This window comes from Candidatus Spyradosoma sp. SGI.093, from assembly GCF_050314555.1.
GTDB lineage: Bacteria > Verrucomicrobiota > Verrucomicrobiia > Opitutales > UBA953 > Spyradosoma.
The window spans coordinates 79,407-101,745 of sequence record NZ_JBNPNH010000008.1 but is presented as its reverse complement, the minus strand read 5'-3'; the positions used below and the strand labels follow the sequence as shown (position 1 = coordinate 101,745).

13 protein-coding genes are annotated in these 22,339 nt (G+C 62.6%); 8 read left to right on the top strand and 5 right to left on the bottom strand.

The genetic code is table 11. The features are described from left to right. The first annotated feature begins 37 nt into the window (after positions 1–37). The 6 genes from ACQREB_RS07865 (at position 38) to ACQREB_RS07840 (ending at position 12,956) form a co-directional block, all read left to right on the top strand. Positions 38–4,780, top strand: a complete 4,743-nt coding sequence (locus ACQREB_RS07865) for an FkbM family methyltransferase (RefSeq protein WP_427767388.1) — start codon at positions 38–40, stop codon at positions 4,778–4,780. Positions 4,781–4,954: 174 nt separating this feature from the next. Then, positions 4,955–6,253, top strand: coding sequence for a UDP-glucose dehydrogenase family protein (locus ACQREB_RS07860; RefSeq protein WP_427767386.1), 1,299 nt, complete (start codon positions 4,955–4,957; stop codon positions 6,251–6,253). A gap of 153 nt (positions 6,254–6,406) precedes the next feature. Beyond that, positions 6,407–7,579: a class II aldolase/adducin family protein gene (locus ACQREB_RS07855; RefSeq protein ID WP_427767385.1), complete on the top strand. Its 1,173-nt coding sequence runs from the start codon at positions 6,407–6,409 to the stop codon at positions 7,577–7,579. A 263-nt stretch (positions 7,580–7,842) separates the two neighbouring features. Continuing rightward, entirely contained in the window at positions 7,843–10,524 is a 2,682-nt protein-coding gene (locus tag ACQREB_RS07850) for a prolyl oligopeptidase family serine peptidase (RefSeq protein WP_427767382.1), read from the top strand. Between the two features lie 177 nt (positions 10,525–10,701). Continuing rightward, positions 10,702–11,751 (top strand): phosphate acyltransferase, encoded by a 1,050-nt coding sequence (locus ACQREB_RS07845; protein ID WP_427767379.1) that lies wholly within the window; start codon positions 10,702–10,704, stop codon positions 11,749–11,751. 44 nt (positions 11,752–11,795) lie between these two features. Then, entirely contained in the window at positions 11,796–12,956 is a 1,161-nt protein-coding gene (locus ACQREB_RS07840; protein WP_427767378.1) for a phosphotransacetylase family protein, read from the top strand. An 88-nt stretch (positions 12,957–13,044) separates the two neighbouring features. Here ACQREB_RS07840 and ACQREB_RS07835 read toward each other — a convergent pair whose 3' ends face one another. The 3 genes from ACQREB_RS07835 to ACQREB_RS07825 all read right to left on the bottom strand — a co-directional run bounded on the left by ACQREB_RS07835 (position 13,045) and on the right by ACQREB_RS07825 (position 17,238). After that, positions 13,045–14,631, bottom strand: a complete 1,587-nt coding sequence (locus ACQREB_RS07835; protein ID WP_427767375.1) for a hypothetical protein — start codon at positions 14,629–14,631, stop codon at positions 13,045–13,047. A 122-nt stretch (positions 14,632–14,753) separates the two neighbouring features. Further along, positions 14,754–15,656, bottom strand: coding sequence for a filamentous hemagglutinin N-terminal domain-containing protein (locus ACQREB_RS07830; RefSeq protein WP_427767372.1), 903 nt, complete (start codon positions 15,654–15,656; stop codon positions 14,754–14,756). 16 nt (positions 15,657–15,672) lie between these two features. After that, complete coding sequence (locus ACQREB_RS07825; protein ID WP_427767391.1) at positions 15,673–17,238, bottom strand: ShlB/FhaC/HecB family hemolysin secretion/activation protein; 1,566 nt, start codon at positions 17,236–17,238, stop codon at positions 15,673–15,675. Between ACQREB_RS07825 and ACQREB_RS07820 the strand changes: the two genes are divergently transcribed. Next, a complete protein-coding gene (locus ACQREB_RS07820) occupies positions 17,237–17,518 on the top strand; it encodes a hypothetical protein (RefSeq protein WP_427767393.1) in 282 nt (93 codons plus the stop codon). The genes ACQREB_RS07825 and ACQREB_RS07820 overlap by 2 nt on opposite strands. Before the next feature lie 239 nt (positions 17,519–17,757). Then, positions 17,758–18,333 (top strand): rubrerythrin, encoded by a 576-nt coding sequence (gene rbr, locus ACQREB_RS07815; RefSeq protein WP_427767370.1) that lies wholly within the window; start codon positions 17,758–17,760, stop codon positions 18,331–18,333. A 69-nt stretch (positions 18,334–18,402) separates the two neighbouring features. Here rbr and ACQREB_RS07810 read toward each other — a convergent pair whose 3' ends face one another. Together ACQREB_RS07810 and ACQREB_RS07805 are read right to left on the bottom strand one after the other, a co-directional pair. Next, the gene (locus ACQREB_RS07810) at positions 18,403–20,097 is read right to left on the bottom strand and encodes an ATP-binding cassette domain-containing protein (RefSeq protein ID WP_427767368.1); all 1,695 of its coding nucleotides are present in this window, start codon (positions 20,095–20,097) and stop codon (positions 18,403–18,405) included. Positions 20,098–20,196: 99 nt separating this feature from the next. Next, positions 20,197–22,329, bottom strand: coding sequence for a RecQ family ATP-dependent DNA helicase (locus ACQREB_RS07805; RefSeq protein ID WP_427767365.1), 2,133 nt, complete (start codon positions 22,327–22,329; stop codon positions 20,197–20,199). Positions 22,330–22,339 lie beyond the last annotated feature (10 nt).

Genomic DNA, 22,339 nt, shown 5'->3' with positions numbered 1-22,339 from the left:
CGCGACGCTTCATAAAGCGAAGGAGCGAGGTCATTGCATGGCGACGCCCGCGGCGCTTTTGAAATTTTCTTTGCCGGAGCTGCTTCCGAATCTGAATCGCGTTCTTTATCTCGACGGCGATGTGCTTGTCCGCAGAGATTTGGGTGAGCTTTTTTGTAAATTTTTAGGACACTGCTATGCTGCAGTCGTTACGGATGCATGGGTCTTGACGAGCAAAGTTCCTAAGGTTCAAAAATTCAAGAAGTGGCTATTTAACTCGGGGATGATGCTTCTCAATCTTGCTCTTTTAAGATCCCGCAGGATGTCGGAGACGCTCCTCGAGGAAAAGCGGAAGAGTACGGATTTCTCCTTGATGGATCAGACGATATTCAACATGTGCTTCGCAGGAAACGTCTGCTTTCTTGACTTTCGAGATAATTTCTTGCCGGTTTGGTATTATCAGAATTCGAGAAAGATTGGATCCGTCGAGTTCTTTGAGCGATTCCATGAGATATGCGGAACAAAGATTCATTCCATACAAGAAATCTTAAACGATGATGTAAGAATCGTTCATTTTGCAGGGACGCAAAAGCCTTGGGAAAACAATGAAATTCCGTTTGCTTGTGAATGGATGGCTTGCAAAGATGAGTTTCTTGAAATCAAGAAAGAAGCCTTAATACAAGGAAGGCTGAAGGTCGCTCCCTTCGTTTCCGTCGTCATTCCCGTTTACAACGTCGAAAAATACCTGCGGCAGTGCCTCGATTCCGTCGTCAATCAGACGCTCAAGGAAATCGAAATCATCTGCGTGGACGACGGTTCCACCGACTCTTCCTCGCGGATTCTTGAAGAATACGCCGCGAAAGATTCGAGAATCAAAGTGATTGAACAAGTAAACGCCGGCGCGGCGAAAGCGCGTGATGCGGGAATTCAATTTTCGAGGGGAAAATACATCGGCTTCGTGGATGCGGACGACTACATTGATTCAGATTTCTATGAAAAACTTTTCGGTGCCGCAGTGAAAAATGGCTTGGCGATTGCCAAAGCTGACCTGAAAAGAGTTCTGAACGGAGTTGTGGAGGAGACGACTTGGTCCGCTAATTCTTTTATCGAGAAAAAACAAGGCGAGCTTCCGCTGTTCGCTAGGTTTCACTACCAATTTACGAGTGCGATTTACGATTCTGATCTCCTCAAGAAAAACAAGATTTGTTTTGCAGACGAGAAATTTCTTGTGGGAGAAGATGTACTTTTCTTGTTGAAAGTCTGTCAGAAAGAAGAGTCCGTCGTTCTTGTCCCGGATGTATTTTACTACTATGTGAAAAACGAATCCTCCGTAACGCATATCTTTTCCAAGGCCTACTTTGACGACAATTTGAATTATGTAGGACGTGGAATAGATTTGCTGAACGCACGAGGAATTTATGATGTCGGGTATTATTCTTGGATTCACGGAAGATTCGTCCAGATGCTCAAAGTCGTGCTCCCCCAGATTAACGAGAATCCGGAACTTTCCAACTACAAACCGGAATTTCTCGCTCGAATCCACGCTTTGGCGGCAAAGGTGAACGAGAAAGAAAAGCTTTATAAAAACTTCCTGAATGAAATCCCGCTTTACGAACTGCTTGTGGAGGTCGATTACCCGCTCGTTTCCGTCGTCGTTCCCGTGTATAACGTCGAAAAATATCTGCGGGAATGCTTGGATTCAATTTGCGGGCAGACGCTGAAAAACATCGAAATTATCTGCGTGAACGACGGCTCGACGGACGGCTCGCCCGCGATCCTCGAAGAATACGCGTCGAAAGATTCGCGCATGCGTATCATTTCGCAGGAAAACCGCGGTCTTTCCGCAGCGCGTAATGCGGGGCTTTCCGTCGCCCGAGGAAAATATATCTACTTCATGGATTCGGACGACGTTTCTCCGCAGGACGCGCTCGGGAAAATGTTCGCGGAAATGGAGAAAAACTCGCTCGATGTTCTGCTTTTCGGTGCGGAAAGCTTTTTCGAGAGCGAGGATCTTGAGAAAGCTCACCCCGTGTATAAAACGCTTTACAAGCGCAGACCGTTCGAGGCGCAGAGCGGGCAGTCGCTCGTTCTCGCGTTCAAGAACGCGGGCTGCGGGTTTTCTCCAAGTGCATGTTGTTATTGTTCTACCAGAAGATTTTTGAATGAAAATTCAATTCGGTTTCCGGAAGGTATTCTCTACGAAGACAACGTATTTTTCTGGAAAATGATTCTCGCTGCAAAGCGGGCTAAAAGCATCTCCGACGCGCTTTTTCGTCGGCGAGTCCGCGCGGGAAGCACGATGACGAATAAGAAAATCTCCTTCCGGAATTTCAAAAGCTATGCGACCGTCGTTTTCGAGCTGGAAAAATTGAAGGAGAAATTCCTCGGAGCCGCAATCGTTGAAGTTTTGCGCGGCTATGCACGGGGAACTTCTGAAACACTTGTGCGTTTTTATCGCGAGATTTCCATGGAAGACCGCGCGCGTTCCCGCGAGCTTTTGTCGGGCGAACTGAAAGATTCCGCGTGGCTCGACGGCGTGCGGGAACGCGTTGCGAAAATCGATGCGGAGAAGAAGGAAATTTGCGTTGATACGCGGGAATCTGCGGTCAAACCATCCGGGAGACGCGCCGGGAACGTCGCCTCTCCCATGGTTTTGCCGCGGTTCGTGGTGCGTTTGGGGGCGCTGTTCATTCTGAACAAGGCGGCGCGGAAGCGTTGGCGGGCGCGGCACATGGATCTGACGCCGAAGGACGGGATCGACGTGAACGTGCGTCCGGAGCTGCGTCGGGATTCGGCGCTGAAGCGTTTCGCGGTGCGGGCGGCTTCGCTGTTCATTTTTTCGAAGAAAAAGCGCAAGGCGTTCCGCGCGCGGCATCTGAATCTGACGCCGCGGGACGGCGTGGACGTGCGCGCGCTTTCGTCGCAGGAGCTGGCGCGTCTGCGCGAGGCGAAGCGTTCCCGCAGCGTTCTGTGGCGGATTTTCGACGCGCTCATTCCCGCGACGCGCGGAAAGATCGCGCACGCGGAGCGGCATCTGCGCCGCGCGGCGGAAGAGCAGACGCGCATCCTGCTCGACGAGCTGCGGCGGATGAGCGACGCGAACCGTCGCGCGTTCGACGAAAACCGCCGTGCTCTCAACGCTGTTCGGGCGGATCTCAAGACAGTTCGGGAACGCGCCGAGGCGCTTTCGCGCGAACTCGCGTCGAGCAAGACGGAGCTGAAGAACCAGACGCTTGCGACGGAACGCGTGTTGCGTGCGGCGATTTCCGAAACGCGCGAAATGCTGATCTTGAAGACGCTCGCGGTGAAACATGCGACGCTCAGCGCGGAAGAGAATCTGGAGGCGCGGCTTGAGGACGTGCGCGAAGCCTTGAGCACGGTGCGCAGCGAATCGGCGCAGACGGCGGCAGAAACCGTTCGCAGCGTGAATGCCCGCGCGGACGCGCTTTCCCGTGCGTTCGAAGAAGCGCTTGCCCGGGAAGCGACCTCGGTGAAAAACGAGCTGCTCTCCTCCGAAGAGAATCTGGAGGCGCGGCTTGAGGACGTGCGCGAAGCCTTGAGCACGGTGCGCAGCGAATCGGCGCAGACGGCGGCAGAAACCGTTCGCAGCGTGAATGCCCGCGCGGATGCGCTTTCCCGTGCGTTCGAAGAAGCGCTTGCCCGGGAAGCGACCTCGGTGAAAAACGAGCTTCGTGCGTCTGCGGCCTCGGCTGAAAAACATCTCCGAGATGCTTTCGTCCAAACGGGAGAAGCGCTGACGCGGGAACAGGAGAAATCCGCCACGCAGACGAACCTTGCACTTGCGGCGCTCGCGAAAAGCGTGCCCGAAAGCGAGAAACGCGTGCTTGCGGTCCTCGAAGGAACGGACGTTCTCTACGATTGTCCGTATGAAATTCGGACGAGAGAGGAGCGAGGTCTTTGCGATATAGTTTCTGCGCCTGATTTTGAGGCGCGTTTTCGAAAACTCATCGCGGGCTTGCCGGAAGAAAGCGTTGAGACCGTCGGCGTCATCATCCGCAGATTGCAGATGATTAAAGGAGCAAAGACGAAATTGGATCTTTGGACTCCGGAAGAAAAGAAACGATTACGCCTGGTTCGGAATTTTGAAAAAACGATATTGACGATATCGGACAGCCTTTTCGTGTGGAAAAATTATTTCCTGCCGATAAAGCATTTCGAGGCGAGCGTGTTTCTCTACAATCACGGCATTTCTCAGCTTGATTCTGCAGAGCAGATTCGAGGGAAAGACATTTTGGACGTCGGCGGGTTCATCGGCGATTCCGCGCTTATGCTGCACGGGCTGACGGAAGGGAAAGTCTATAGCTTCGAGGCCTCTTCCGAAAATTATAAGCACCTGCTTAAGACCATTGAGCTGAACGGGCTGACCAACGTCGTTCCCGTGCACACGGCGGTAGGAGCCGAGAAAGGCGAGATAGAGCTGCGCATCATGGGGTCCGGCAGTTCGCAGAATCCGGGGATGGTAAAAAATCCGAAATACGTTGAAAAATGTCCGGTTGTCGCGATGGACGATTTTGTCGCGGAGCATAGGATTCGAGTGGGGCTGATTAAAGTCGACATCGAAGGCGCGGAACAGGCGTTTCTGCGCGGAGCGAAGAAGACGATTTGCGAACAGAAGCCTGTTCTGCTGATTTCGATTTATCACAACATCAGCGATTTTCTGGACATCAAGCCGATGATCGAGAGGTGGGATTTGGGTTACAAATTCAAAGTGTTTAAGCCGACGATCGAGAGCGTTTCCGGCGAAACGGTGCTCATCTGCGAGCAGCCCCTAAGGGACTGAAAACGGGAAGGGCGAAATTTATGCGAACAAGCTCCTTGGGGGCGAAGACTGGAACGCCGTCTTTCACTCGGAATTTGCGCGGGAAGGATTTCGAGACGCGGCGGGCGCGCCGCCTTTCCGGAAGGCGCTCCCGGGAAACCTTAACCTCATAACCTTCATAACCTCCATAACCTCATGAAAATCACAGTTGCAGGAACCGGCTACGTCGGTCTGGTCACGGGCGTGTGCCTTGCGGCGCACGGGCACGACGTCACGTGCACGGACGTCGTCGAAGAGAAGATCGCGCTGCTCAACGCGGGAACGTCGCCCATTTACGAAGACGGGCTCGACGCGCTGCTGCGCGAGAACCGCGGGCGGCTGACGTTCACGACGGACTCGGCGGCGGCGTACCGCGACGCGGAAGTCATCATCATCGGCGTGGGCACTCCGGAGAAGAAGGACGGCTCGGCGAATCTGTCTTACCTGTTCGCGGTCGTGGACGAGATCGCGGCGCGCGCGGGGCGGGACTGCGTGGTGATCGTCAAGTCGACGGTTCCCATCGGCACGAACGACCGCGTGGAGGCGCGGCTGCGGGAACGCGTCGCGGGGCGGGTGAAGATCGACGTCGTCTCCAATCCGGAATTTCTGGCGCAGGGCACGGCGGTGCGCGACACGATGCGCCCGAGCCGCATCGTGATCGGGGCGGAATCGGCGGCCGCGGCGGAGAAGATCCGCGCGATGTACGCGGGCTTCGAGGCGCCGGTGCTCGTGATGAACCGCCGGAGCGCGGAAATGGTGAAGTACGCGTCGAACGATTTTCTGGCGCTGAAGATCTCCTACATCAACGAGATCGCGAACGTGTGCGAGATCGTGGGCGCGGACATCGATTCGGTGACGGCGGGCATGAGCTTCGACGCGCGCATCGGGGACAAGTTTCTGCGGGCGGGCATCGGCTACGGCGGCTCGTGCTTCCCGAAGGACACGAAGGCGCTGCACTGGCTGGCGAATTTTCACGACTGCGAGCTCAAGACGGTGAAGGCGGCGATCGAGGTGAACGACAACCAGAAGCTGAAGCTGCTGAAAAAGGCGCGCAGGTTCCACGAATCGTTCGACGGGCTGCGCGCGGCGGTGCTCGGGCTGGCGTTCAAGCCGGGAACGGACGATCTGCGCGACGGTCCCGCGCTGGCGAACGTGCCGCTGCTGCTGGACGACGGCGCGCGCGTGGCGGCGTGGGATCCGGTGGCGGCGAACAATTTCCGGCGGCTCTATCCCTACGAGCTGGAATACTGCGGGAGCCCGGAAGACGCGCTCGCGGGCGCGGACGTGTGCTTCATCTTCACGGAATGGCCGGCGGTGAAGGCGCTCGCGCCGGAAACGTTCGTAAGGCTGATGAAGCGTCCGCTCGTGCTGGACGGGCGCAACTGCTTCGCTCCCGCGACGATGCGCGCCGCCGGCGTGGAATATCTCTCCATCGGAAGAGGCGCGCAAGGCTGACGGATGGCGGATAATGGATAACTGATAATGGATAACTGATAACGGATAGTCGGCGGCGAGCGCGCGGCGGCGCGGAGATAAATTCTTGCGCGGGGCGCGGGAAACGTTCAGACTGTCGGAACAATCAACCCCGAAATTTCATCATATTTTCCCATGAAACTTTTTAACCAAGCAGAAGCGGAAGCCTTCGTGAAGACAGGCGCCAAGGTGTTCCGCCACGGACCGGAAATGCGCGTGACGCCGATCGCGCGCGACGTGCTCACGGAAGCGGGCGTCCGCCTCGTCTTCGATCCCGCGATGGCGGGCACGGCTCCCGCCGCGACGAATGCCGTTCCCGCGGCGCCGAAGGCGGGCGCGCCGGCCTCGGCGAATTTCGTCGGCGATCCCGCGCTCGCGCGCCTCACGGCGAGCGGTCCCTCGACGCGCAATTTCTGCCCGACGCCCGCCGACCAGTCCGGCTACAAGAAGGAGGACGTCGATTACTTCAATTCTCCCGAGTGCGAGGCGCTCAAGTACCAGATGTGCGACATGGGACGCCGCATCTGGCTGCGCGAGTTCGTGGACGGCAACGGCGGCAACATTTCCGTCCGCGTGGACGGCGACCGCTACCTGTGCACGCCGACGGGCGTCAGCAAGGGCTTCCTCACGCCCGACATGCTCGGCATGGTGGACGCGAAGGGCAAGCAGCTCGCGGGCACGTGGAAGCGCACGAGCGAGGTGAACACGCACATCGCGATCATGAAGGTGTGCCCGACGGCGATGTCCGTCATTCACGCGCACCCGGTGCACGCGACGGCGTTCGCGGTCGCGGGCGTGGAGCCGCCGACCTGCCTGCTCACCGAATCCGAAATCTTTCTCGGCCGCATTCCGATCGCGAAATACGCGACGCCGGGCAGCCCGGACGTGGCGAAGTTCTGCGCGGAGCTCGCGCCGACGCACCAGGCGATCATGATGGCGTCTCACGGCGTCATCACCTGGGGCACGGGCGTCGAGGACGCGTATTACAAGATGGAGATCGCCGACGCGCTCTGCCGCACGATCCTGCTCGCGAACCAGCTGCCGAAGCGCGGTCCCGCGATTTCGAACGAAGGCATGGCGGAAATTCTCGATCTGAAGAAACAGATGAATCTGCCGGACGACCGTTTCGGGCTGAAGGTCGCGAATCTCTGCGACGCGGATCCGTGGGAAATCCTCGCCGGCAACGCCACGTGCAAGCTGAGCACGCCCGCGAAGCCCTGCGAATGCAAGGCGAAGGCGGACGCTCCGGCGGACGTCGAGGCGCTCGTCAAGGAAATCACCGACGAGATCATGAAGCAGACGAAGTGAGGCGGGGTGCTCCCGGACGAAAGGCGGCGGAAACGCCGCCTTTTTTGCGGCTTCTTTCGGGAGCGCTTCATCGAAATCCTTCCGCGGAAACTTTCCTTTAAGCTTTAACCCTTAAGCTTTTCTAAAAACCGCTAAGTCAAAGGAAGTTAAAAAAGTTTTTCAGGCGGCGCGGCTTCACGTTTCGCTCGCCCGTCTCCTTGCCGGAAGGGGGCGTTTTTTTGTCGCGAAAACGCGCGAAGGGGAGCAGAATTTCGGCAGTGCTTATGAAATACGAGACTCTTTTCGACGTGAAAACGCTTTTCGCCGCGGCGGCGTTGCTCTGCCCGGCGTGGATCTGCGCGGAAACCGCTCCGGCGGACGCGCCCGAACAGCCCGCCGCGTGCGCTCCCGACTGCGCCGCGTGCGCGGAGGCGGAAAAGCCGGCGCAGCCCAAGGACACCGTGCTCGCCGTTCCCGCGTGCGACGTTTCCGCGGCGCTCGCCGTTCCCGCGCCCGCCTTCGCCGACGTGAAGAATCTGGACGGCAAAGTCTTCGACGCCGAGGCGGCGCTGCGGCTGCCGATCCCGGACGCGGACAAGCTGGCGTTCGTTCCCGCGATCGTGCAGGACGGTTTCTTCGCGCCGCAGGACGCCGCCGCGCCCGCCGAGGGCGAGCCCGCGACGCTGCGCGTCTATCGCTTTTTCGTGACGCCGAGCGCGTACGTCAAGGCGAAGCTCAAGGTGAAGACGCCGCAGCGCTGCGAGGTTTACGTGAACGGCGCGAAGGTCGCCGACAAGCTGAGCGCGCAGGAATCCGCCGAGAAGGCGGAAACGGCGGAGGCGGAACTTTCTCTCGAGGTCGCGCGCTGCGAAATCCTCGTCAAGACGCTCGTCGCCGCGGGCGACAAGGCGACGCCGGCGCTTTCGGCGGAGATCGTGACGAGCAAGGCGCCGGACAAGGTCGCGATCGCGTTCCCGAAGGCTTCCGACAAGCGTCCGCTGACGATCGCGGACGTGAACGAGGGCGAGCGCGTCGTGGGCGGCGCGATTTCTCCGAACGGCAAATACGTGATGAACACGTTTTCCGAGCTGAAGGCGGACGAGAGCGTGCGCTGGCGCATCGAAGTGCGCGCGCTCGCGAGCGGCAAGGTCGTCTTCCGCGCCGACGGCGCCGACTACGCGTGGATGCCTCAGGGCGCGCGGATTTACCGCCGCAAGGTCGCGCTCGGCAGGGCGTCCTACGTCGCGATCGACGTCGCGACGGGCGTCGAGACGACGCTCGCGGAAGATCTGCCGCACGACAATCACGGCTACACCTGGCTCCCTGACGAAAGCGGCTTCATCGTCTCGAAGACGGAAAAATGGGTCGCGCCGACGGACAATTTCACGCGCGTGCTCAACATCGCCGACCGTTCCGGCGCGTTCCGCAACCGCACGTATCTTTACCTTTACAAATTCGCCGACGGCGTGATGCGTCCGCTCACGGCGGGAACGAAATCGACTTCGCTCAATTCCGTCTCGCCCGACGGGAAGAGCATTCTCTTTTCGACGAACGACGTGGATTATTCCCGCCCCGAATACTCGCGCAACAGCCTTTACAAGCTCGATTTGGACACGATGAAGCTCGACGCGCTCGTCGTGGACGATTCGTACGACAGCTTCGCGCAGTTCTCTCCCGACGGGAAGAAGGCGCTGCTGGTCGGCAGCCCGAACGCGCTCGGCGGCGTCGGCAGAAACGTTCCCGAAGGCATGACCGCCAATTCCTACGACAAGCAGGCGTTCATTCTCGATCTGGCGACGAAGGAGGTCGATCCGATCACGCGCGACTTCGATCCCAGCGTCGCCGCCGCGCGCTGGGCGGGCGACGGCAGGATTTATCTGACCGTCGAGGACAAGGACCGCAAGAGCGTTTACGCCTACAATCCCGCGAGCCGCAAGTTCACGAAGATCGCCGTTCCCGCCGAGGCGGTTTACGGGTTTTCGGTCTCGACGAATCCGAAGGAATTCGTTCCCGTGGCGACCGCGCTGGGGCAGGGCTCTCTCGTCCCGCCGAAGGCGTACGTCGTGGATCTGAAGAAGAACGCCGCGCGCGAATACCTTTCGTCGCTCGACGACGTCGTCTCGGAAGCGGCGATGCCGACGGAGCGTCCGTGGAACTTCGTCTCCTCCGCGGGCGTCGAGATCACGGGACAGTATTTCCTGCCGACGGACTTTGACCCGAACAAGAAGTACCCGATGATCGTGTACTACTACGGCGGCACCTCGCCGACGACGCGCGGCTTCGGCTCGCATTATTCCTACCCGCTCTGGGCGGCGAACGGCTACGTCGTCTATGTGCTCCAGCCGACGGGAACGACGGGCTTCGGGCAGGAATTTTCCGCCGGGCACGTGAACGCGTGGGGCCGACGCACTTCGGACGACATCATCGAGGGCGTGAAGAAATTCTGCGCCGAACACCCGTTCGTGAACGAAAAGAAGATCGGCTGCATCGGCGCCTCCTACGGCGGATTCATGACGATGTACCTGCAGACGCGCACGGACATCTTCGCCGCCGCGGTCGCGCACGCCGGCATCAGCGACATCACGAGCTACTGGGGCGAAGGCTACTGGGGCGCGGTCTATAACGCCGTCGCCGCCGCGGGCTCGTTCCCGTGGAAGAACCGCGAAATCTTCGTGGAGCAGAGCCCGCTCTTCTCCGCGGACAAGATCAAGACGCCGATTCTGCTCTGCCACGGACAGGCGGACACGAACGTTCCCGTGGGCGAGTCGATTCAGATGTTCGCCGCGCTGAAGATTCTCGGCAAGCCCGTCGAGCTCGTGACCTTCAAGGCCGAAGACCACATTCTTTCCGGCTACGGTCGCCGCACGCAGTGGATGAAGTCGCATCTCGCGTGGTTCGACCGCTGGCTGAAGGACGATTCGGACTGGTGGAACGCGCTCTATCCGGACACGCAGAAGAACTGGTGAGGCGTTCCCGCCGCGCGGCGCCCGGAGACAAACGGGCGCCCGGCGGACGCTTCAGATGTCCATGAACGGCGAACAACGAAAGACACGCGGCGCGAAAAGCGGTCGAAGACGTCTCGCCGTTCGGCGTTCAAGTTTTCTTAACCTTCAATCCGACAACAAGAAAGAACCGTCAGAACCATGCCTCTCATCAACAAACTTTCCGTCCGTCTTCAGAACCACCCGAAGCGCGTCGTCTTCCCGGAAGGCGCGGACGCGCGCGTCATTCAGGCCGCGCGCCAGTTCGCGACGCGGCGCTTGGGCGTGCCGATTCTCGTCGGCGACCGTTCCCGCATCAAGATCAACGCCGCGAATCTCGGCGTCAAGCTCGACGGCATCCGCGTGATCGAGCCCGCGCGCGCGGCGGAGCTCCCGGACTTCGTGAAGCGTTTCCGCGGCATGCAGCGCTTTTCGGAAATGAACGAGACGGACGCGGGCGAATACATGCTCTCGCCCAATTACTTCGCGGCGATGATGGTGCTCACCGGCGGCGCGGACGCGATGGTCTGCGGCGCGACGACCGTGCCGACCAACGCGCTGCGAGTCGTCTTCCAGATGTTCCCGCGCCAGGAGGGCGTCGAGACGATTTCGTCCATGCAGATCATGGACATGGAGGAATCGCGGCTCGGCGTGGACGGCACGCTGTTCCTCGCGGACTGCGCCGTCGTGCCCGAACCGACCGCCGAGCAGCTCGCCGACATCGCGGCGACGACCGCCGGCCTGTGCTGGCACCTCACCAACGTGCCGCCGCGCGTGGCGATGCTTTCCTACACCTCCAAGAGCGTGAGCAAGCGCACCGAGTCCGTCGAAAAGGTCAAGGCGGCGACGACGCTCGCGGCGGCGAAGCTGCGCGAGTTCGGCATTCCCGCCGAAATCGACGGCGAGCTGCAGGTGGACGCCGCGCTCGACCCCTTCACCGCGCGCACCAAGGAAATCGGCGGCTCCGTCGCGGGCGCGGCGAACGTGCTCGTCTTCCCGGATCTGAACAGCGGCAACATCGCGTCCAAGATGACGCAGATCGTCGCCGACATTCCGTGCTACGGGCAGATTCTGACAGGGCTGACGAAGCCCGTCGCCGAGATTTCCCGCGGCGCGTCCGCGCGCGACATTCTCGGCTCGGCGATCGTCGTCGCGGCGCAGGCGGTGGACCGCCAGTACCTTTATCCGAAGGGAGAGACGGCGGAAGACTGAGCTTCCGCCGCTCTTTTTTTTTCTGAATTTCCGATCCGATTCCGATGATCAACAAAACGGCATTCGCCGACGACGTTCCCGGGCTGCTTTCGCGGCCCATGAACACTTCCGTGAAGCGCGTCTTCGTCGCCGCGACGCGACAGAACGACGGCAAGACGACGACCTCGCTCGGTCTCTTCGGCGCCCTCAAGGCGCTCGGCAAGGACGTGAGCTACATCAAGCCCGTCGCGCAGCGCATCGTCAAGACCGCCGACGAGGTGGAGGTGGACGAGGACACGTTCCTGCTCAACAGCGTGTACGACGTCAAGATTCCGCTCTCGGCGATGTCGCCCGTCGCCGTCGATTCCGCGTTCACGCGCAGCTATCTGAACCGCGCCGCGGAGATGCACCCGAAGATTCTGAACGCGATCTGCCGCGCGTTCGACCGCGTCGCCTACGGGAAGGACGTCGTCATCATCGAGGGCTCGGGGCACGCGGGCGTCGGCTCCGTCTTCGAGACTTCGAACGCGGACAACGCGGCGATGCTCGGCGCGAAGGCGATCATCGTCGCCTCCGGCGGCATCGGCAAGCCGGTGGACGAAATCGCGCTCAACAAGGCGCTCTTCGACCGCAAGGGCGTGCAGTGCGTCGGCGCGATCCTCAACAAGGTCATTCCGGAGAAGAAGGACGAGATTTCGCACTACGTCGGCAAGGCGCTCGAGGCGCTCGGCATTCCGCTGTTGGGCACGCTCCCGCTGGAAAAATCGCTCGCGCGGCCGAACTTTTCGCAGATCGCCGAAGTCATCGGCGCCGAATGGCTCGTTCCCGCGGCGGCGGGGCGCAGCTCGCGCGTGAACAAGATCATCATCGGCGCGATGTCCGCGCAGAGCCTGCTCGACTACATCGAGGCGGGAACGCTGATCATCACGCCGGGCGACCGCGAAGACCTGCTTTTCTCGCTGATCGCGGCGGCGGGAACGGGCGCGCTGCCGCACGTCGCCGGCGTCGTGCTGACGAACGGGCTGCGGCCGGGCGCGCGCATCGTCAACATGCTCGCGCAGCTGCAGGTGCCCGTCGTCGCGACCGCGCGCGAATGCTTCGTGACCACGGCGAAAATCAACTCCATGATCGTGAAGACGCAGCCGGGCGACCACGACAAGGTCTCGACCATCGAAGGCCTCATCCGCGACAACGTCGACCTGCCGCGCCTCCTCGAAGCGCTGTGAGGCGCTGAAAAATCGGTTCGCGGCGCCTCGATAAAAAAAGCGCTCCCGGGAAAGCAGGGAGCGCTTTTTTATGCGGCGTCGCGTCGGATCATTGCCCGCTCCGGGCGCCGCGGTCGTCGGCGGGCTTCTCAGGCTCGGTCAGGCGCCGGACGGGGCGGGGATAGTCGATGAATCCCTGACCCGCGGGCGGCAGGACGCCGAGATCGAGCGAGAGGAAGAGGAAGGGCGCGAAGACCTCATTGGTTCGGATGGTCAGCGGGAGGTCTTCGAAGACCGCGCCGTCGGCGGTCTGAGCGGAGGCGATAAGGCGAGTGTCGCCGCCGGCGTAGCGGCCGTTGACCATCCAAATGACGTTGCTGCCCGGCGCGGCTCCGGCCGCGGGGTTCGGATTGCCGCCCACGGTGGAGACGTTCATCAGCACGCAGCCGCCCGAGCCGCCGTCCACGCCGGCGCCCCAAAGGAGGACGCCTTCTGTGCCGGAGAGTGAGATTTCCAGCGCGTCGGAAATGCCGGCGCCGCGGCCGGCGGCGAGGATCGCCTTTCGGGCGGTGATGTCGGCTCCCGCGCCGTTGCCGTCGAGAATCTCGCCCCCGGCGCGCACGGAGACGGTTCCGGTCGCGGAGACGACGTGGCCGAGCGTGGCGTCGCCCGCAGCGACAAGCGTGACGTCGCCGGTGCCGAAGTCGCGCAGGTCGGTGATGATCCAATCGCCTTCGGTCTGGACGAGGCAGATGCCGCTCTGCGCCGTCGGGATGGGCGCGGACGCGGACGCGTCGTATCCGGCGGCGGCGGAGAGCTCGCCGACTTTGGTGAGAATCGGGTTCGCCTCCGTGCCGATCTTGCCGGCGGCGGTCAGTGTCGCCTGTGAGGCTTCGAGAAGAACTGTTCCCGCGGCGGAACCGGCGAGGATGTCGCCGCCGAGCGCGGTCACCTCGACCTGTCGGGCCTTGACCGTGCCTTCGAGCGTCACCGACCCCGCGGCAGTGATGCCGACTTCGCCGGCGGCGGCGGAGATTTTGTTCACCGTGACGCCGGCTCCGGCGCCGGAGACGGTGACGGCGACGTTCTCGCCCGTCAGCGTGCCGGAGGCTTTGATGTCGCCGGAGCTGGAGTGGAGGATGACGTCGCCGCGATTGCCTTCCGTGCCGGCGGTGATGTCGGAGACCTTGATGTCATTGGCGTTGACGAAGGCCACGCTCTTGCCCGCTCCGGTGGTGACGGTGCCCTGGAAGTCGTAGTCCGCCCCTAAGATGCCGAAATTGATGCCGTCGGCGACTTTGACGGCGCTCTTGGCCTGCAGCTCGGTGAAGGTGGTGTCGGCGCCGAGCGCCTTGACGTCCATGGCGTCCCGGACGACGACCTTGTCGCCGTTCTTGACGGTCAGCGTGCCGTTTCGGGCGGTGAGCGCCTGAGTCCGGATTTCGCCGGAGGAGGTGTTTTCGAGAGTGATGCCGCCGTTCGTGGCGGTCAGGTCTCCGGCCGTGATGCCGTTGACCGCGGTGACGGCGATGTCCTGCCCGGCGGAGAGGTCGCCGATGGCGAGCTCGCCGCCGGTGGCCTTGAGCGCGGCATCCTTGGCGGCGGTCAGTGTGCCGTCGCCGGCGGTGCCGGTGCCGAGGCCGGCAACGGGGGCCGTTTCGGCCGTGTCGCTTTGTTTGACGGCGGCGGCCTCCATCGCGAGGATGGCGGCGTTGACCTGCCCCTTGTCCTTCAGCGACGTAATCGTCTCCTGCGCCTGAATGCGGACGGCGGTGTAGGTGCCGAGGGACGCGTCGGCGGTGCCGAGGGCGGCGGGGGTCAGCGTCTTGGTTTCGCTGCCTTGAGTGTAGTGGACCTTGCCGTCAGCTCAGCGGTGGTGTAGGTGCCGTCGGTGAGGTCGGTGGTGGCGTTGAACTTTCCGGTGAGGCCGGTGATGTCGGCCGTCGGTGTCATGTCCTGCGCGGCATAGGCGGCGTTCTCGAGAACGCCCTCGTTGACGACGGCGCCGGCGGTGGCATCGCCGGTGACGGTGAAGGTGATCTTGCCGCCGCCGACGTTCATCTCCAGTGTGCCGGCGTCGCCGATTTTGAAGCCGCCGACGGCCAGCTGGTCGGCCGCCTGAATGCGGCCCTGATTGACGACCTTGGCGCCGACGAGGATGACGTCGTCGCCGGCCTTGATCGTGCCGACGTTCCAGACCTCGCCGGAGACGTCGGTGAAGTTGAAGGTGCCGTTGAGGAAGTCGGTGTCGGAGATGTCGCCGGCGGCGGCGAGGAACTGCTTGCCCACGTCGACGGCGGCGGAGGATCCGATGAAGACGCCGGCCTTGTTGACTACCCAGATCGAGCCGGTGGCGTTGACGGCGCCGAGGATCTTCGACGCCTGCCCGGTGACGTCGCGCATCAGCGTGGTGCCGGAAGTGCCGTTGAAGAGGTTGAGCGCTTCGTTGGCGGCCAGGTTGAAGCCGGCGTCGGCGGCGTTGCCGGCTCCGGCCCAGTCGATGATGCCCTTGCCGGAAGATTGAAAGGTGGTGGTGACCTTGCCGCCGTCGGCCGTGGTCTCGGTGCCGCCGATGAGGGTGCCGCTCTGAATCTGGGCGTTGGACCAGTCGAGGGCGGAGGCTGAGGAAGCCGCGAGGAGGGTCATGACGGCCACGGCGAGCGGCCGCCGCCCGGGCGCAAGCTTCTTGAATGTCTCGGCAAGGGATTTCGTCTTTTTCATTGCAAACTCCTCCTGATCAGAATTGGGCGCGGACGCCGACGTAGACTTCGACGTCCTCGTCGTCCTTGCGGTTTTCGTTCAGGTCGCGCATCGGGAACGCGACGTCGCACGTGAGCGCGGTGTGCCTGGTGAGCGCCATGCGGGCGCCGAAGCCGAGCGACCACAGGAAGTCGCGGTCACTCCGGCAGTAGCGGGTGGACTCGCGCTCGATCCGACCATAGTCGCAGAAAGCGAGCAGCTGCAGGGAATCGATCCACTGCTCGGGGTCCTCGCTCGGGGCGCGCACCGTGCCGGAGAGCAGGTCGCGCCAGACCGGCGTGCGCAGCTCGAGGGTGCCGTAGAAGCCGTTGTCGCCGTAGTGGCCGTTGTTGCGGTAGCCGCGGAGGTTGTCGTGACCGCCGAGGGAGAGCTGCTCGTAGGGCATCAGGTTCCTGCCGACCCATTGGCCTTCCAGGCGCAGAAAGGCGCACCACTGCGCGTCGAAGCCCTGCGCGAGGGTAGCCTCGCCGAAAAGCGGCTGAATGCGCGCGAACTGGGCGCGGAGGATGGAATAGTGCGTCTCGGCGTCCTGCCACACGTCGCGGACGCGGTCGCCGGTGTCGGTGAGATTGTAGGTCCAGGAGACGGAGGCGAAGTTGCGGCCGCTGAGGGCGTCGAGGCGGCGATTGGTCCAGCTGAGCCCGACGGTGAGAGGCAGGACGCCGACCCGGTAGCGCTGCAGGGCCAAGTCGTCCAGAAAGAGGCGCTGCTCGACGGAGCGGAACATCAGGTCGAAGAAGAGCGAGAGGTTCTGGGCGGGCGTGTCGATGAGGTTGAAGCTGACGCGCGCGCCGGTGAACCAGCCGTAGCCCTGGTAGTTGAGGTCGCTGATCACGGCGTCGTCGACGTCGTCGATGTCGGAGTCGGAGTAGCCGCCGTAGAGGCTCAGCGATCCGCCGTTGAACAGCGCGAAAGGTCGGGTGTAGTTGGCGGCGATCGACCACTGGTCGCCGCTCAACGCCGTCGCCGGCGAGACGGTGAGGACGTCGTCGGCTCTGGTGAGGTTGAGGTACTGCGCCGTTCCCACGGCCTGCCAATTGTCCACGGCGTCGATGGCGTAGTTGTTGATCTCCAGCGAGGCGTGCAGGGGCAACTGCTCCTCCACGTCCAGTCGGTACGAGACCGACGAGTCGCCGTCGGCCTCGGTGCCGAGCGAGGCGCCCACATTCACGTCGGCCGTCAGGTCCGGATGGTTGTTCAGCCCGTAGAGCGCCAAATAGAGCTCGCCGTAATTGAAGGCGTCGCCCTGTTTCACGCGGTCAAAACGCTTGAGCACCTGCTCGTTGGAAAAGTAAGTGCCGTCCTCGCCCGGCTGCCTGCCCTTGAAGACCACCTCGATGTCCCGCACGTACCCCGCCTGCAGGTGCAGCCGCAGAACCCCGTCCGGAGAAACGCCGCCGTGCTCGCCCACGCGCACGATGCGCGAGAAGTAGTAGCCCTGGTTGATTAGTCCCTGACGGACGACCAGCAGGCGCCGCTCCAGCGCCGAGCTGCTGATCTCTCCCTCGGGCGAGAGCGCGGCCTCCACGTTCTCGCGCACCATGTCCGCCAGCGCCCGGCTCACGCCCTTGCCGCGGCTGACCTCCACCGAGCGGATCTTCAACAGCTCTCCGTCGGCCTCCGCGGGCGGCTCCCCTTCGTCCGGAGCCGCCGCCGGCGGCTTCGGCTCGACCGCGCGGCTCTCCAGCGGGTCAACCGATCCCGCGGCCTGCGCGCGATGCAGGGCGTCGCTCCCCACGGCCGTCAACGTCTCGGCAAGCCCCGTAGTGCTCAAACACAGGGCGCACGCCCCGACCATCATCACTTTGTTCATCATTGCGTAAGAACTTTCTGTCGCTCCGCTCACCCCTTCATTCGCCTCGCCGGCGACGGAGAACAAGCGGGTCCGATGCCGCGCTTTCTCCGCCATCAACTGAGCTCCCCGCAGAATGAGCTTCTTCTTCGGGCGTTGCAAACCGTTTCTGGCGTCCTTCGCGCCGCGGTTTTTGCGCGAACTCCTTGACGCGGGAGCGTTCCCGCGCTAAAATGCGATTACTTTTTCAACTGTAAAATCAATACAATTATGAAATCGATAAAAGGAACTGAAACCGAAAAGAATCTGCTCAAGGCCTTTGCGGGCGAATCGCAGGCGCGCATGCGCTACACGTATTTCGCGAGCAAGGCGAAGAAGGACGGATTCGTTCAGATTGCCGACGTCTTCGAAGAGACTGCGAATCAGGAAAAGGAACACGCCAAGCGTTTCTTCAAATTCCTCGAAGGGGGAAATCTTGAAATCACGGCGACGTTCCCGGCGGGCGTGATCGGCACGACGGAAGAAAATCTGGAAGCCGCCGCCTGCGGGGAAAACGAAGAATGGTCGGAAATGTATCCAGAATTCGCCGCCGTCGCCGAGAAGGAAGGCTTCCCGATTATCGCCGCCGTCTTCCGCAACGTCGCCGTCGCGGAAAAGCAGCACGAAAAGCGCTACCGCGCGCTCTGCGAGAACATCCGCAAGGGCGAAGTCTTCAAGAAGGACGGCAAGACCTGGTGGCGCTGCCGCAACTGCGGCTTCATCTGCGAAGCCTCGGAAGCGCCGATCAAGTGCCCGGCCTGCGACCACCCGCAGGCGCACTTCGAAGTGCTCGCCGAAAACTGGTGAGCGCGGGAACGCGATTCCGCGAAACGCGGCGACGTCGAAAAGACGCCGCCGCTTTTTTTTGCGCCCGGCTCAGAGCGGACGGCGGACGCGGCAGCCCCAGAAGACCATCGCCGCGCCGACCGCGGCGTGGAGCAGCAGCACTGTTCCCGCGACGGGGAATTCGTAGATCGCCGCGCGCGCGTTCATCAGCGTGTAGGCGTCGTAGACGGGGCTGTTCTGCATCGCGGAAAAGAATCCGGACCAGCCCCAGAAAATGTTGATGAACGGGCGGAAGAGCCACACGAGCGCGTCCGGCAGCTCAAGCACGATTCCCGAAAGCGGCAGCTGGAAGCCGACCAGATAAATCGAGAGCAGCGACGCCTTTTCCGCCGACTGCATGAGCGAGGAGAAGCCGAGGCAGATGAGCGTCATCGCGACGCAGACGCCCGCCATCGTCAGCAGCTGCGGTCCCCAGGCGCCCGGGAAATCGCAGATTACCTTCACGAACGAGCACATCCAAAGCCCCTGAAAGACGGCGATCGCCGCCGTGAAGAGAATTTTCGAAAGCGCGTAGGCGTCCGGGCGCAGACCGTTCATGCGTTCCTTTTCGTAAAGATTGCGCTCGGCGGCGATTTCGCGTCCGCCGTTGTTCGCGCCCATGAGCGCGAGCAGCATGACCTGAAACAGCACGAGTCCGGTCGCGAGCGTCGCGATGCGCATCTGCTCGATCTGAATGTCGCGCGCCTCGAGCGCCTGGCGCGACGTCATGATCGCCTGTTCGACGGGCATGCGCGGCACCTGCGGCAGACCGTCGAGCGCGAAGATGACGACGATGCACGGGAAGCCGAACGTGATCGCGAGCGTGAGCGCGAAATAGCCGCTGTCGCGCACGAAGAGGCGGAAGCGTCGCGCGAGCAGCGTCGCGAGCTGCGCGAAGAAGCCCGCGCGCGCGACGGGCGCGTTCCCGCCGGCGGGCGTTCCCGCGGCGGCGGCTTCGGGCGCCTCGTCGTCGTCCACGACTTCGAGCTCGTATTTGCGGTGCACGCGCCATTTGTCCTTCCAGAAATCGGGCGACCGCGTCTCGAGCACGCCGTAGAGTTCGAGCGCGCCGCCGATTCCGAAATAGCTCAGCAGTTCCGGGAGCGCGCCCTGAAAGACGACGCGTCCCTGCAGCATGACGGTTACCGAATCGAAGCGCGAAAGCTTCGCGAGATTGTGGATGATGCAGACGATGGACTTGCCGTCGCGCTCCGTGAGCCCGCGCAGCAGGTCGAGCATCTCGTCTTCGGAATTGGGGTCGAGCCCGCTCGTCACTTCGTCGCAGATCAGGCAGCTCGGGCTGAGCGTGAGTTCGAGCCCGAGCCCGACGCGGCGCGTCTGCCCGCCGGAGAGCGAGCCGACGCGCTTGTCCGCGTGCGGCGCGAGCTTGGTCGTCTCGAGCACCGCCTTCAGGCGGCGTTCCCGCTCCTCGGGGTCGCGCAGATTCATCGCGAGCGCGTAGCGGAAAGTCTCTTCGACGGTGAGATTGGGCTGCGCGAGCGTGAACTGCGGCACGAAGCCGATTCTGCCCGCCAGATCGTTCGAGGAGTCGATCGGCGCGCCGTCGAACTCCGCCGTTCCCGTGCGCCCGATCATGCCGAGCATCGCCTTCATCAGCGTGGTCTTGCCGCAGCCGGAAGGCCCGATCACGGCGTGCATGCGCCCGGAGGCGAAGCGCGCCTCGGCGTCGTCGAGAATTTTTTTGCCGTCCGCCGTTTCGACGGTGAGATTTTTGCACTGCAGCATGGTCGTTTTGAGAGGTTTTCTTTTCTCTAATTTTTACCGAATCGCCTTTTCTCGGCAAAGCAAAACTGCGCCGTTTCCGCGGCCGCGCGCGTTCCTGCGTCATTTCGGGGACGCTTTGCCGCCGCCGGATTTTCCGAAGAGCTTCCGCTTCAGCCAGGGCGGGAGCGGGCGCTTCTTCTTTTTCTCGTGCGGCGCGCCGATGCTTTCGAGAAAATCGCGCTCCTCGCGCGAGAGCCGCGCGCGCGCCGCGTCCGGATCGCGCGGCACGGAAACGCCCGCGAACGCGCCGCCGCGGGAACGCTTCCCGCCGTCGGTCCCCGCCGCCTTTGTCTCGGATTTCGCGGGAACGGGCCATTCCATCTCGAAGCTTTCCGCGCCGCGCATCACGCGCGAGCCGAGCGGCGTCAGCCTGCACAGCGGGAATTCGCCGACCGTCTCCGAGGCGAGCAGGCCTTCGCGCGTCAGCGCGTCCATCAGCGCGGACAGATAGTCGCGCTTTTCGCCGCGCAAGATGCCGTAGGTCGAGAGCCTGTCGTGCCCGAGCCGCAGCAGCTCCGCGTTGCGCGAGCCGAGCAGGCAGTCCAGGACGCGCCCACGGCCGAAGATTGGCTTCCATTCGTCCTGCCCGATTTTGCGGGAAAGGCGCGCGACGCCGCTGAGGATTTTTTTGACGAGAACGAGCTCCTCGACGTCCGGCCGGCGGCGCGTTCCCGTCGCGCGCGCGATGCACACGTCGCAGCGTCCGCAGGGCACGGCGCCTTCCGCGTCGCCGAAATACGCGAGAATCGCCTCCTGGCGGCACGTGTTCCCGTAGGCGAGATTCACGAGCGCCTCCAGCTTCTTTTCGTCGCTGCGGCGTTTGCGGTCGAGGTTTTCCCATGGGATCCGCAGTTCCTTTTCCGGAAGATCGGGCTGGAGCAGGCGCGTGCCTCGGATGCGCATGCCGGGAATGTCGAAGCGCCCGATGACGTCGTGCCGCGCGAGAATCGCGATCGACGTCGAGATCGCCATCGGGTTGACCTTTTCGCCGTATTCGCGCATGAGCTCCTCGCAGAGCGCGTCCGCCGAGATGCGGACTTCGTTGCCCTCGTCGGCGAGCTTGCGCAGCGTCTTGTAGGTGCGCATGACGGTGAGGCGGTCCGGATTCGCGCCCTCGATGAAGAAGTCCTGGACGCGCTTGTCGGCGTAGTTGAAGAGCATTTCGCAGAAGCCGGGCGCGCCGTCGCGTCCCGCTCTGCCGGCCTCCTGGTAATAGGCCTCGATGCTGCCGGGCATTTCGTAGTGGACGACGAAGCGGATGTCCGCGCGGTCGATGCCCATGCCGAACGCGTTGGTGGCGACGGCGACGTTTTCCTCGCCGGACATGAAGCGGTCCTGCGCGAAGTTGCGCTCCGCGTCGCTCATGCCGCCGTGGTAGAGAATCACGCCGACCTTCGCCGCGGCGAGATCGTCGGCGACGCGCTCGGCGCTTCTGCGCGTCGCGCAATAGACGATGCCCGTGCGGTGCGCCTTCACGATTTCGAGAATGCGCGCCAGCTTCGCGAGGTGCAGCGAGGAGCGCTCCTCGTTCCCGCGGACGCGCGTCAGCGAGGGATCGACGTGGCGGACGTTGAACGAAAGATTCGGGCGCGCGAAGCCCGCGACGAATTCCGCCGGGGCGCGCAGGCGCAGCGTCTTGCGGATGTCCTCGCGCACGTCGGGCGTCGCGGTCGCCGTGAACGCGGCGACGGTCGGGCGGCGGCGGAAGAGCGCGAGCGCGGCGTCGAGCTTCAGATAATCCGGGCGGAAATCGTGTCCCCACTGCGACAGGCAGTGCGCCTCGTCCACGGCGAAGAGCGAGACGTCGATTTCCGAAATCATGCGGCGGAAACGCTCCGCGCGGAAGCGCTCCGGCGCGACGTACACGAGCTTGAGCGTTCCCGCGCGCATCGCGTCGAAGACTTCGTTCTGCTCGGAAAGCGTCTGCATGCCGTTGAGACTCGCGGCGGCGATCCCGCGCGCGCGCAGCGCGTCCACCTGGTCCTTCATCAGCGCGATGAGCGGCGAGACGACGAGCGTCAGATGCGGCAGCATCAGCGCGGGAAGCTGATAGCAGAGCGACTTGCCGCCGCCCGTGGGCATGATGACGAGCGTGTCCCGCCCCTGCAGAATCGCGGTGACGATGCGGTCCTGCGGCTCGCGGAATTTCGCGAATCCGAAGTGGCGCATGAGGACGGTTTCCGGTGAATCCATGAGCGGCAAT